The 12,870-nt window shown below is 59.7% G+C and carries 9 protein-coding genes and 2 rRNA genes; 6 read left to right on the top strand and 5 right to left on the bottom strand.

All coding sequences use genetic code 11. The features are described 5' to 3' along the window. Nucleotides 1–182: 182 nt before the first annotated feature. Together CXB49_RS18380 and rrf are read left to right on the top strand one after the other, a co-directional pair. Nucleotides 183–3,074, top strand: a 23S ribosomal RNA gene (locus CXB49_RS18380). A 156-nt stretch (nucleotides 3,075–3,230) separates the two neighbouring features. Next, nucleotides 3,231–3,345 (top strand): 5S ribosomal RNA (gene rrf / locus CXB49_RS18375). 123 nt (nucleotides 3,346–3,468) lie between these two features. Here rrf and CXB49_RS18370 read toward each other — a convergent pair. Both CXB49_RS18370 and CXB49_RS18365 read right to left on the bottom strand, forming a co-directional pair. Continuing rightward, a complete protein-coding gene (locus tag CXB49_RS18370) occupies nucleotides 3,469–3,969 on the bottom strand; it encodes a DUF523 domain-containing protein (RefSeq protein ID WP_101709724.1) in 501 nt (166 codons plus the stop codon). After that, nucleotides 3,966–5,420, bottom strand: coding sequence for a PLP-dependent aminotransferase family protein (locus tag CXB49_RS18365; RefSeq protein ID WP_101709723.1), 1,455 nt, complete (start codon nucleotides 5,418–5,420; stop codon nucleotides 3,966–3,968). Before CXB49_RS18365 ends, CXB49_RS18370 begins: the two co-directional genes overlap by 4 nt. Before the next feature lie 95 nt (nucleotides 5,421–5,515). Between CXB49_RS18365 and CXB49_RS18360 the strand changes: the two genes are divergently transcribed. The 3 genes from CXB49_RS18360 (at nucleotide 5,516) to CXB49_RS18350 (ending at nucleotide 8,155) form a co-directional block, all read left to right on the top strand. Beyond that, nucleotides 5,516–5,908: a rhodanese-like domain-containing protein gene (locus tag CXB49_RS18360; RefSeq protein WP_101709722.1), complete on the top strand. Its 393-nt coding sequence runs from the start codon at nucleotides 5,516–5,518 to the stop codon at nucleotides 5,906–5,908. Then, nucleotides 5,898–6,635, top strand: a complete 738-nt coding sequence (locus tag CXB49_RS18355; protein WP_233492857.1) for a GNAT family N-acetyltransferase — start codon at nucleotides 5,898–5,900, stop codon at nucleotides 6,633–6,635. The genes CXB49_RS18360 and CXB49_RS18355 overlap by 11 nt, the downstream gene beginning before the upstream one ends. 119 nt (nucleotides 6,636–6,754) lie before the next feature. Beyond that, on the top strand, nucleotides 6,755–8,155 hold the full coding sequence (locus tag CXB49_RS18350; RefSeq protein ID WP_233492856.1) for a hypothetical protein: 1,401 nt from the start codon (nucleotides 6,755–6,757) through the stop codon (nucleotides 8,153–8,155). Between the two features lie 34 nt (nucleotides 8,156–8,189). Here CXB49_RS18350 and CXB49_RS18345 read toward each other — a convergent pair whose 3' ends face one another. Further along, nucleotides 8,190–9,545: an aldehyde dehydrogenase family protein gene (locus tag CXB49_RS18345; RefSeq protein WP_101709719.1), complete on the bottom strand. Its 1,356-nt coding sequence runs from the start codon at nucleotides 9,543–9,545 to the stop codon at nucleotides 8,190–8,192. 240 nt (nucleotides 9,546–9,785) lie between these two features. On the opposite strand from CXB49_RS18345, the gene CXB49_RS18340 reads away from it, so the two are divergent. Beyond that, complete coding sequence (locus CXB49_RS18340) at nucleotides 9,786–10,439, top strand: acyl-homoserine-lactone synthase (RefSeq protein ID WP_101709718.1); 654 nt, start codon at nucleotides 9,786–9,788, stop codon at nucleotides 10,437–10,439. On the opposite strand, the gene CXB49_RS18335 is transcribed toward CXB49_RS18340, so the two are convergent. Continuing rightward, a complete protein-coding gene (locus tag CXB49_RS18335) occupies nucleotides 10,360–11,157 on the bottom strand; it encodes a LuxR family transcriptional regulator (protein ID WP_101709717.1) in 798 nt (265 codons plus the stop codon). The genes CXB49_RS18340 and CXB49_RS18335 overlap by 80 nt on opposite strands. 74 nt (nucleotides 11,158–11,231) lie before the next feature. After that, nucleotides 11,232–12,278 (bottom strand): IS630 family transposase, encoded by a 1,047-nt coding sequence (locus tag CXB49_RS18330; RefSeq protein ID WP_101706528.1) that lies wholly within the window; start codon nucleotides 12,276–12,278, stop codon nucleotides 11,232–11,234. Between the last annotated feature and the right edge of the window lie 592 nt (nucleotides 12,279–12,870).

The raw sequence follows: 12,870 nt of genomic DNA, 5'->3' as shown, positions 1-12,870 counted from the left end.
CTGAAGAAGCCGAATATATAAGACGGCGAAACAAACGATAGGAGTTAACTCTTCTGTTGAATGAATCGTCATCTTGGGTATTTGATTGTATCTAAGGCTGCGTCGCCATATCAAAAGGGGCGGTGCGGTCGTCGCACAAACACTCTCTGTTGTTTTAGTGATTTAGGTTACTGAAATGATAGGGTCAAGCGACTAAGTGCATCTGGTGGATGCCTTGGCGATCACAGGCGATGAAGGACGTGTAAGCCTGCGAAAAGCGCGGGGGAGCTGGCAATAGAGCTTTGATCCCGCGATATCCGAATGGGGAAACCCACCGCTTAGGCGGTATCCCTGACTGAATACATAGGTCAGTGGAAGCGAACCGAGTGAACTGAAACATCTAAGTAACTCGAGGAATAGAAATCAACCGAGATTCCGTAAGTAGTGGCGAGCGAACGCGGAACAGCCTGTACGTGTTATGGATTGTGTTAGTGGAAGGTTCATGGAAAGGACCGCCGTAGTGGGTGATAGCCCCGTACACGAAAACACATTCCAGGGACTAGGCGTACGAGAAGTAGGGCGGGACACGCGAAATCCTGTCTGAAGATGGGGGGACCATCCTCCAAGGCTAAATACTCGTGATCGACCGATAGTGAACCAGTACCGTGAGGGAAAGGCGAAAAGAACCCCGGGAGGGGAGTGAAATAGAACCTGAAACCGGATGCATACAAACAGTGGGAGCGGACTTGTTCCGTGACTGCGTACCTTTTGTATAATGGGTCAGCGACTTACGTTCAGTAGCAAGCTTAACCGAATAGGGGAGGCGTAGGGAAACCGAGTCCGAATAGGGCGATTTAGTTGCTGGGCGTAGACCCGAAACCGAGTGATCTATCCATGGCCAGGATGAAGGTGCGGTAACACGCACTGGAGGTCCGAACCCACTAGTGTTGCAAAACTAGGGGATGAGCTGTGGATAGGGGTGAAAGGCTAAACAAACTCGGAGATAGCTGGTTCTCCCCGAAAACTATTTAGGTAGTGCCTCATGTATCACTTCCGGGGGTAAAGCACTGTTATGGCTAGGGGGTCATTGCGATTTACCAAACCATGGCAAACTCTGAATACCGGAAAGTGCAATCATGGGAGACAGACGGTGGGTGCTAACGTCCATCGTCAAGAGGGAAACAACCCAGACCGCCAGCTAAGGTCCCAAATGATCAGTTAAGTGGTAAACGAAGTGGGAAGGCCCAGACAGCCAGGATGTTGGCTTAGAAGCAGCCATCATTTAAAGAAAGCGTAATAGCTCACTGGTCGAGTCGTCCTGCGCGGAAGATGTAACGGGGCTCAAACTGATAACCGAAGCTGCGGATGCACAGTTTACTGTGCGTGGTAGGGGAGCGTTCTGTAGGTCTGTGAAGGTGTCTCGTAAGGGATGCTGGAGATATCAGAAGTGCGAATGCTGACATGAGTAGCGATAAAGCGGGTGAAAAGCCCGCTCGCCGAAAGCCCAAGGTTTCCTACGCAACGTTCATCGGCGTAGGGTGAGTCGGCCCCTAAGGCGAGGCTGAAAAGCGTAGTCGATGGGAAACGGGTTAAAATTCCCGTACTTTTATGTAGTGCGATGTGGGGACGGAGAAGGTTAGGTCAGCAGACTGTTGGAATAGTCTGTTCAAGCCGGTAGGCTGGGGTGGTAGGCAAATCCGCCGCCCCTTAAGGCCGAGACGTGATAACGAGGGTCTACGGACCTGAAGTGACTGATACCACGCTTCCAGGAAAAGCCACTAAGCTTCAGCTACATAAGAACCGTACCGCAAACCGACACAGGTGGGCAGGATGAGAATTCTAAGGCGCTTGAGAGAACTCAGGAGAAGGAACTCGGCAAATTGATACCGTAACTTCGGGAGAAGGTATGCCTGTTGGGGTGTAGTGATTTACTCACGAAGCTCTGACAGGTCGCAGAGAATCGGTGGCTGCGACTGTTTAACAAAAACACAGCACTGTGCCAACACGAAAGTGGACGTATACGGTGTGACGCCTGCCCGGTGCCGGAAGGTTAAGTGATGGGGTGCAAGCTCTTGATCGAAGCCCCGGTAAACGGCGGCCGTAACTATAACGGTCCTAAGGTAGCGAAATTCCTTGTCGGGTAAGTTCCGACCCGCACGAATGGCGTAACGATGGCCACACTGTCTCCTCCTGAGACTCAGCGAAGTTGAAGTGTTTGTGAAGATGCAATCTCCCCGCTGCTAGACGGAAAGACCCCGTGAACCTTTACTGTAGCTTTGCATTGGACTTTGAACAGACTTGTGTAGGATAGGTGGGAGGCTTTGAAGCCAGGACGCTAGTTCTGGTGGAGCCGACCTTGAAATACCACCCTGGTGTGTTTGAGGTTCTAACCTTGGTCCGTGATCCGGATTGGGGACAGTGCATGGTAGGCAGTTTGACTGGGGCGGTCTCCTCCCAAAGTGTAACGGAGGAGTTCGAAGGTTACCTAGGTACGGTCGGAAATCGTGCTGATAGTGCAATGGCAAAAGGTAGCTTAACTGCGAGACCGACAAGTCGAGCAGGTGCGAAAGCAGGACATAGTGATCCGGTGGTTCTGTATGGAAGGGCCATCGCTCAACGGATAAAAGGTACTCCGGGGATAACAGGCTGATACCGCCCAAGAGTTCACATCGACGGCGGTGTTTGGCACCTCGATGTCGGCTCATCACATCCTGGGGCTGTAGCCGGTCCCAAGGGTATGGCTGTTCGCCATTTAAAGTGGTACGTGAGCTGGGTTCAAAACGTCGTGAGACAGTTTGGTCCCTATCTGCAGTGGGCGTTGGAAGTTTGACGGGGGCTGCTCCTAGTACGAGAGGACCGGAGTGGACGAACCTCTGGTGTACCGGTTGTCACGCCAGTGGCATCGCCGGGTAGCTAAGTTCGGAAGAGATAACCGCTGAAAGCATCTAAGCGGGAAACTTGCCTGAAGATGAGACTTCCCTGGAGGCTTGACCTCCCTGAAGAGTCGTTCGAGACCAGGACGTTGATAGGTCGGGTGTGGAAGCGCTGTGAGGCGTGAAGCTAACCGATACTAATTGCTCGTGAGGCTTGATCCTATCATTTGAGTGACTTAACTGCGTGCGAATCTGTGATTCGCTCAGCGATAAGCTAAGTGACGATGATGGAGTGTTGTGCGAAGACACATCAAATACCGAATATTCAAGGGTTGGTTTGAAACCGGCCCAGGCTTCTTGAGTTTGTACCAGTTTATGTCTGGTGGCCATAGCGAGGTGGTCCCACGCCTTCCCATCCCGAACAGGATCGTGAAACGCCTTAGCGCCGATGATAGTGTGGCATTCGCCATGTGAAAGTAGGACACCGCCAGACGCCCGATAAGCGAAACCCCAGCTCGATGAACTGGGGTTTTTGCGTTGCGCGGCCGAAACGCGCGACCCCGAAAAATAGCCCCGCCGGAGCAATCCGGCGGGGCTTTGTCGTTTCCGGACGCGGCTACTCCGGCATCGGGTGGTCGTTGGCATCGAGCAGCGCGCCGATTTCCTCTTCGTTCCAGACCTGCACGCTGTGCCGCTCCAACAGGCTGGCGGTCACGCCGCGGCCGTCGCGCAGCGTCGATGAAAAGCCGCCATCGTAAATCCGGCGGTTGCCGCACGATGGGCTGTTGGCTTTCAGCAGGGCCTGGGTGCAGCGATGTTCGCCGGCGATTTCCAGCGTTCGCCGCGCGCCATCGACGAAGGCCGACGTCACATCGTCTCCATTGACGCTTTGCACCCGGGCCGCGCCAGCCAGCACATCGTCTCCGTCTCCGCCGCTGATTTCCGCCGCGGGTCTGGGCGTCGGCAGGCCGCCGATGCATTCCGGGCAGACGGGGATCAGTTCGAAGCGCCTGCCCAGCGCATCCCAGCCCGGTCCCGACACCGGTTTCGATTGGCCGTCGTAACGCACCGGCTGCCCCAGCAGGCAGGCGCTGACCAGCAGCGTCGATTTCTTCATTTCAACCTCGTCTCCAGCAAGTCGGCTAATTGTTGCACGGCGGGACGCAGCGCATGGTCTTCTATGCCGGCGTAACCCAGCACCAACCCGCTGCGATACGGCGTGTCCAGGAAATGACGGGCCAGCGGCCGCAACCAGAGCTCGCGTTCGGCCGCCGCGGCCTGCAGCTCCCACTCGTCGAAGCCGTCCGGCAATGTCGCCAGCAAATGCATGCCGGCGTCTCCGCCCTGCAGCGGCATGACGTCGCCGATATACTGCGCCGCCGCATGGCGCAGCAGTAATTGCCGCCGCTGGTATAGCTCGCGCATATGGCGGACATGGCGGGCGAAATGGCCTTGCTCGATGAAATCCGCCACCGCGGCCTGTTGCAGATAACTGCCTTCTCCCTGCAATCTGGCCTGGCAGCGGCGATAGGGGTCGACCAGCTCCGGAGGCAGCACCAGATAAGCCAGCTTCAGTCCGGGGAACATCACCTTGCTGAAGGTGCCGACATAGATCACGCGTCCGTCGCGATCCAGGCTTTGCAACGCGGCCAGCGGCGCCGAGGTGTAGCAGAATTCGCCATCGTAATCGTCCTCGACGATCCAGCTGTCGTGGCGGCGGGCCAGCGCCAGCAATTCGAGTCGGCGCGCCAGGCCCATCACCGCGCCGGTCGGATATTGGTGGGCAGGCGTGGCGTAGATGATGCGCGGCGGCGGCGCGTCGGGATTCGGACGCAGGCCCTGCTCGTCGACGCGCATGCCCTGGCAGCGCAGTCCGGCGGCCAGCATCGCGGTTTGCGCACCGGTATAACCCGGTTCCTCGATCCAGGCGATGTCGCCGGGCTCGGCCAGCAGTTGCGCCAGCAGCGTCAGCGCGCTCTGGGCGCCGGGGACGACGACCAGCTGTTCCGGTTCGCAACGGACCGATCGGGTCAGATGCAGGTATTGCGCCAGTGCGCCGCGCAGTTCCGGCAAGCCGCCCTGATGCTGGTAGTGCAGCCATGCAAGCGGCGCGTTGCGTTGCCGTCTGTTCAGACATTGTTGCCACTGCTTGTGGGGAAACTGCGCCAATTCCGGTTGACCCGGCACAAAGGCGCCGAGTTTGCTGGCCGGCAGACGGCTGGCCTCCGCCAATTGGCGGCCCCGTAGGGAAAGCTGGCGCGCCGGCGCATCAGTCTGCGGCGAATGGACCGCATCGTCGGCAAAGGCGTCGCAGACATAGGTGCCGGAGCCGTGGCGGCTTTCCAGATAGCCTTCCGCCGCCAGCTGATCATAGGCGGAGAGCACGGTGTTGCGTCCCAGCTGCAGCGTCTGGGCCAGCGCGCGGCTGGCCGGCAAGGCGCTGCCGCCGGCCAGTCGGCGCAGGCGTATCAGTTCGCGCAGTTGACGGTAGAGTTGCCGCGACAGGTGCTCTCCGTCGTTTCGCAACAGCCGGGGCCGCAGGTAGGAGACTATCCAGTCGTGATTCAAAGTGGTTCCATCGAAGTGGGGAAAGTGGAGCTTTTTTGATGATGACTTTCCGCTTAGCATACCAGTATTCCGACACGGACAAGGGAAGGGCGGCAATGATCAGCCAACAGGAATTTTACGAGGCCAAGCTGGCCTATGAGATCGACGCGGCCGACGTCGCCCAGGCGCTGGCCGACGGCGATCGCTCGCTGCTGTTGATCGATACCCGCAGCGTCGACGCTTACGATCATGAGACGATACCCGGCGCGCTGAGCCGGCCGCACCGTCTGATGACGGCCGAGAGCACCGCCGATCTGCCGCGCGACGTCACGCTGGTGGCGTTTTGCGACGGCATAGGCTGCAACGGCTCGACCAAAGGCGCATTGAAACTGGCGAGGCTGGGGTTCCAGGTGAAGGAGTTGCAGGGCGGTCTGGACTGGTGGAAGCGAGACGGTTATGCGACGAGCCGCGAAGCCGGCTGCGGCAAGGAGGTGTGCGATGCGTGCTGATTGGGATGCGCTGGCTCAGCCGGCTCAGATGAATGCGAATGGCCAGATGGTGGGCATGCCGGTCGACTGGAGGGGCGCGAGCCATCCGCCGCGCGTGCTGTTGAGCGGCCGCTATTGCCGACTGGAGCCGTTGAGCGCGGAGCGCCACGGCGCGCAGCTGTTCGACGCCTTGCACCAGTTGCCGGGCGGCGCCAACTGGACGTATCTCAGCCATGGTCCGTTCGCCGGCCCGGACGACTGGCTGGAATGGGTGGGGGCCAACGCCGGGAGCGACGATCCGCAGTTCTACGCCATCGTCGACCAGGTCGACGGCGTGGCGATAGGCCTGGCCAGCTATTTGCGCATCGCGCCGGCCGACGGCAGCATCGAAGTGGGCTTTCTCAACTTCTCGCCGCGACTGCAGCGCAGCCGCTTGGCCACGGAGGCGATGTATCTGATGATGCGCAACGCTTTCGAGCTGGGCTACCGCCGTTATGAATGGAAGTGCGACGCGCAGAACGCGCCGTCGGTGAAGGCGGCCTTGCGGCTGGGTTTCACTTTCGAGGGACTGTTTCGCCAGGCCAGAGTCAACAAGGGGCGCAATCGCGACACCGCCTGGTTCTCGACTCTGGACGGGGAGTGGCCGGCGCGGCGGCAGGCTCTGGAGGCTTGGCTGGAGCCGAAGAATTTCGATGCCGACGGTCGCCAGCGCCAGTCATTGGCGCGCTTTGCCGCAATGCGGGAGTAAATTGCGCGGCAACGCTTCTAGCAGACGGTGGGGGGCGCTACAATGGATGCCTGTAATCGTTATAGTGCTGCCTGATGAAATCCCTGCCACGCAATGCCCGTATTCGCGGCGAACCCTTTTTGCCCAACCGCTTCATCTTCGGCGACGCCGTCGACGAGCAGGGACTGGAAGGCGCCGAGTACGTGGTGCATACCGAGTCCCCGGCCTTCGTCTGCCGGCTGATCGGCAATGACGACACCGACTTCGCCGGCCGCGAGCGCGACGGCCTGGCCAGCGCGGTGCTGTACGACGAGGCGGAGAACATCACGGTCTATGTCTGCAATCTGCGGCTGAGGCTGTTCGACTTCAATTTCTACGACGAGATCGAGCCCAGCGTCGGCGAGCTGCAACAGATTTGCGACGAGGCGGTGCAGGCCTACCAGCGTCTGCATCAGGCCTATGTCGACCGCGACGCCGCCGGGCCGGAGCCGCGCGAGATGCGCACCGGCCCGACCAAGCCGTTGCCGCCGGCCGAGCGCCAGCAGGCCATCGAGAAGCTGGTCGACAAGGCTCGCCTGGCGGTCGGCAAGCCGATGGAAATGGTGCAGCTGGCTGCCGCGGTGCAGATGGCGCTGATGGCCGGCGACCAGGCGGTGTTCACCGAGTCTCAGCTGGCGCTGGGGGCCGAACCGGCCGCGCGCGAGCTGTTGGTGCACAGCGCCCGCGACGCGGTCGCCTTCCCCGAGGTATTTCACCAGGACGGCACGGTGATGTCGTTCGAATTGTGGGCGTTGCCGTTCGCCTTCTCGCGCAGCCAGGGCGGCGTGTGGTGGCATTTCCCGCGGCTGGAGTCGCTGGAGGTGGCGCTGGCCGACGCGCTGGAAGTGCCGGAGAAGTCCATTCTATGGATCTCGCCGACGCTGTTCACGATAGACATGCTGAATGAGCGCGCCTGCCAGGATCTGGTGCAGTTGGCGCCGGTGATGGATGCCGGCTGCGATTTCGCGCCGCTCGATCCCGAGTCGTCGCGCGCCACTTACGAGGCGGCGCGCAAGACCAGCGAGCCGCAACTGGTGATGAGCTGGATTCCGTTCCTGGTCGAGCGCGGCGCGCTGCCGCCGGACAAAGCGCGCCGGCTGGCGCGGCGGGCGCTGGATTCGGCGATGCCGCTTGTGCAACAGGCGATTTCCGCCGAGATGGAGTATGGCGAGGCCGAGCTGTTCGCGCCGCTGCCGTGGTGGGAGGCGCTGTCCAGCGGCATGCGCGCGTGGAACCGCAAGCGGCTCGGCATTTCCGTGGCCTTGCTGGCCACCGGTCAGGGCGGCATGGACAAGCTGGAGGCGGTGGCCGAATACCAGCCGGAAATCCAGGGTTATGAAGTGGGACTGCGAATCAAGGGCAGGGACGAGATCGCGGCGAGGGTGCCGTGGCTGGTGGTGCCGGATGTGGCGCCAGACCGCGACGCGTCCTGGCGCGATCTGGCCGAATGCCTGCGGGAGGCCGGTATTCCGCTGTCGCAGAGCGTCGCGCGCTTGCACTAAGCATTCAACAACAAGGGGCCTGTCGGCCCCTTGTTCATTTCTGCCAATAGGTCTTGATGTTGACGAATTCGTACAGGCCGAACTCGGACAGTTCGCGGCCGTAGCCGGAGGCCTTGACGCCGCCGAACGGCAGCCGCAGATCGGAACTGGTGTGGCGGTTGATGAACACGCTGCCGGCCTCGATCTGGCGCGCCAAAGCCCAGGCGCGGTCGTTGTCGGCGCTGTAGACGCTGGCGCCGAGGCCGAACGGCGTGTCGTTGGCCAGCCGGACCGCATCGGACTCGTCGGCGGCGCGCAGGATGCTGGCGACCGGGCCGAACACCTCTTCGTGATAGAGGCTGCAAGCCGGATTGACGCGGTCAAGCACCGTGGCCGGATAGAAGAAGCCGGGCGTGTTGGGCATCCGGCCGCCCAGCTTCAGTTCCGCGCCGTGGTGGCAGGCGTCCAGCACCTGGGCGTGCAGCGCTTCGCGCAGATCGGCCCGGGTCAGCGGCGACAGCGTGGTGGCCGGGTCGCGCGGATCGCCGGCGCGCAGCTCGGCGGCCTCGGCGCAGAAGGCGGCGACGAAGGCGTCGGCGATTTCCGGCACCACGATCATCCGCTTGGCGGCATTGCAGCTCTGGCCGGCATCGCGGAAGCGCGAGTGGGCGGCGTCACGAGCGGCCGCTTCGATATCGGCGTCGGCCAGCACGATGAAGGGATTGCTGCCGCCCAGCTCCAGCACGGTTTTCTTCAGATGCCGGCCCGCCAGCGAGGCGATGACCCGGCCGGTATGGGTCGAGCCGGTAAAGGCGACGGCGTCGCAGCTGCGTATCGCCTCCTCCACCAGCTCGGTTTCTATCCACGCCATGTCCAGCACTTCCAGGCCGGCCTGGCGTACGATGTCCAGCAGCAACTGGCTGCATTGCGGCACCGACGGCGCCGGCTTGACCAGGCAGCCGTTGCCCGACATCAGCGCCGGGATGGCGAAGCGCAGCACCTGCCAGATCGGGTAGTTCCACGGCATGACAGCCAGAACCAGGCCCAGCGGCTCGAATGCGACGCCGCTGCGGCTGGCCTGGGTGGAGATCTGCAGCGACTGCAGCAGTTCCGGCGCCAGCTCGGCGTAGTAACGGATCAGTTGGACCGATTTGTCGATTTCGGCCAGGCATTCGCCGGTGCGCTTGCCGACTTCCAGCGTGATCAGGCCGGCCAGCGCTTCGCGTTGCAGCGCCAGCTGATCGGCCAGGACCAGCAGCCGGTCGGCGCGCGCCTCCGCCGTCAGCGCCACCCAGCGGCGTTGTGCGGCGCGCAGCGCGGCCAGGCTGTGCGCCAGGGCGGCGGCGCTCCAGGCCGGGCGGGTGAAACAGACTTCTCCGGTGGCGGGGTTGCAGCTGGTAAAGGCAGTCATGGTTTCAGGCGGCGTAAATATCTAAATGTAACAAAAAACACCGGCGAGAGGGCGGGCCTGGCGCGCTGGCCGAACGGTGTTCATGACCAGGCGAAGGGGGATGGCGCACTGCGTATCGCGCAATTTTTCATAATAGATTGTTTGTTAACATGAAAAACTGTCCGATATGACAGATTCAGGCCTTTCGTACTAGTTTTACATTTCCTCCTGCCTAAACCACAAGCAAAACAGGAGGCTGTAGTGAAAAAGTTCTACCCGTTGTCTTTGGACGGTATGGTGCTTGAGCGCATCGGAAGCGGAGATGATCCAACGGATTTGCTGATGTTCCGGCATCGGATATTCAGGGAAAACCTCGGCTGGTTGCCGACATGTCCTAGCGGACTGGATTGCGATGAGTATGACGGAATCTCGGAAAATCTGGCGATGCGCCGGGGCGGGAAGGTGGTCGGATCGGTTCGCTTCACGCCGGGAACCGAGCGCTTCATGCTGGAAAAGGATTTTTCCCGCTTGCTGATCCCGGACGAGGTTTTGCGAAAAGGCGAATCCAGCGCCGAAGTCTCGCGCTTTGCCGTCGATGTGGCGCACCTGGGGGGGCGATTGACGGCTTCGGCGTCCCGGCTGCTGTATTGCAGTCTATGGCAGTGGGCGGAATGGAACCGCATCCGCTGGATGTATTTCGTGGTCGAGCCTTGCATGTACCGTCGGCTGGCATCGATGGGTTTGCCGGTCAGGCCGGTCGGCGTGCCGCGCGCGCTGGAGGGCGGGGTGCTGTCTATGGCTGGCTATTTCGACTGGAACGAAATGAAACCGGAGGTCATTCGTTCGCTACGGTCGCGGGTTGCATTGCCAGATGCATGCCCAGAACAATGGCGTGAGTACGATTATTCGCATTAAGTTTGCGGATCACGTTGGCGACGTGAAACTTCACCGTCCTCTCGCTGATGTCGAGGATGGTGGCGATTTCCCAGTTGGTCTTGCCGCGGCTCATCCAGTGGAAAATGTCGTATTCGCGTTGCGATAGCGGCATATTGCTCGGCGAGGCCGGCGGCAGATTGGAGATGCGGATGGCTGCCTGGTGCAGATGCGGCGTCAGGCAGTTCAGCATGGCCACCAGAGCGGCGTTGCGACCGGGCTCGCGTCCGGCGATGGACAGGATGCTGCCGATATTATTGCGTTCGGAGGCGGCGCTGAAGGTCACGCCGTTGCCCATGCCGTTCATCGCGGCCTCGGCGATGAAGCGCTTTTCCTCGGAGCCCTTCGCCCGGCTGAAGCGTTCTTCCCACATGACCGGCCCTTGGCCGACATGTATGCGCATGATGGGATCGTGCTGCGCGTAGTTTTCCTTCATGTACTGATCCAGCCATTCCGTCGGATAGCTGACGTTGAGAACCCGCTCCAGACGCTGAATCTGATTCTGATGATTGAGCCGGCCGAGCGCCAGCACGATGCGGTCGGACGGCGCTTGCGCCAGGACCGTGTCGAGAAAGGCTTTCAGCTCGTTTTCGGTCTCGATGTGCCCGGCCATGTGGATCCACTCCAGCAATGTCCATTGCTGCGACGCGGTGAGGCCGGCGGGGAGCGGTCTTGCACTGATGGGTTTCGAGATCACCATGAGCGGGGCTTCCTTGGTTTGATGGGGTTACACACGCAGATATTAATCCGGCAGTCAAATACCGTACAGAAAGCTCATGCCGCGTAGCGGATTTTTTCATGCCGGAAGTACGACCGGATTCTGGCCGGCTGCTTCTGCAATGAGCGTAAATGGGACAGCACTTTCCCTTGAAGTTGACCGTCTGATCGAACCGGCTCACCTGCGCTCATTCTGGCCTTCAGGTCGCCGTTCAAGTATTCATCCGGGTTCAGTTCCGGTGAGTAGCTGGGCAGGAAGAACAACTCAATCGCCTTCTTGTTCTCTTCCTCCTCCAACCATGCTTGCACCAGCTTGCTGTGATGCACGCGCAAGTTGTCGAGGATCAAGAACACCTTCTTGCCGCCAGCATCACGGATCAGCCGCATCAGAAACTTGATCAGCACCCGGGCCGTCAAGGTCTCCCGGTACAGCATGAAGCGCATCTTGCCTTGGTTGGTAATGGCCGAAATCAAGTTGATGCGCGCTCTTTTCGATTGGGATAACACCAGAACTGGGGTTTGGCCTTTTGGGGCGTAGCCACGCGGAAAGTGCTCAACACTCGACACCGCCGATTCGTCGCCCCAGCTGATTTCAGCCATTTCCGCTTTGGCACGCGCGACGATAGCCGGGTATTCCTCCTTGAGCCATTTCTCGACTGCTGCCGGTCGCTGCTCATAAGCGCGTTTGAGCGGGCGCTGCGGCGTAAAGCCCCAGCGGGCCAAGTACAGACGGACAGTACGGATCGGCAGATCGATCAGAAACATCTGCTTGATTACAGCCTTGACCGCCTGAGCACTCCACAGGGCAAACCTCAGCTTCATCTGGTCTGGCGTGCGATCCACGATGTCCTGCTTGATCCGGGCTTCCTGCGCCTCGGTCAGCCGACGGCCGGTGCCTTCGGCGCGACCGCGCTTCTGTTCTTTGAATCCCTGCGCACCTAGTGCTGCCTCACGCACCACCCAGGCGGAAATGGTGGGGCGGCGCAGCCCGAGTTCTTCGGCAATACTGGCTTGAGACCGGCCTCGCTTGTACATCCGGATAGCGGTACGCCTCAGCTGCTCACGGGCGGCCAGTTCAAGCTTGCGCACATCGATTTTTTCCATGCCGGAAGTATACAATCTGTACGGATTATTACTGCCGAATTAATAGTAGCTTACATGCTTGTTGCATGTAAGGCCCGGTACGTTAAAGGCTATATGCATTGTTGTTTTTTGTGTCCTTGAGTATACCAAATTTGTACAGTCGAGAATCTTAGGAAAATTACTGATAATTCATCGTTTTATTTGTCATAAATTCACTTTTTACAAATGGAAACATGCTAGCTGGCAAAATGGTTTGACTTTTCTCGGTAGTTTTGATTCTGAAAAATTCAAATGGTTTGATATTCTCCGGTACGATATTTTCCTGTATTTATTAGTGCTTGTTAATTTACATGCGGATTCAGGTTTATAGTCACGACGGGAAATCGCCCTTTTCCTGCTGGCAATGCGGGTGTGTCGCATTCTCGCGCCAGTCAAATGACATAAATTGTAAGTGAAAGCTAATAAATTCTGGCAAGTAAACGCTTTAAAGCGCATAATTACCTTGCATAAAAAAGATTAAGGCAGGCAGGGAAGGCGGAGGCAGGATGCCGTTCCTGGCCGGACGAGTTGGGGATGTGAGATTTGTGGATGGCGCAGCCGGAGTCGAGATAAC

This window comes from Chromobacterium sp. ATCC 53434 (genome assembly GCF_002848345.1).
In the GTDB taxonomy this organism is placed as follows: domain Bacteria; phylum Pseudomonadota; class Gammaproteobacteria; order Burkholderiales; family Chromobacteriaceae; genus Chromobacterium.
Note: the sequence above shows the minus strand (reverse complement) of the source record. Positions and strands in the feature narration are given on the sequence as shown.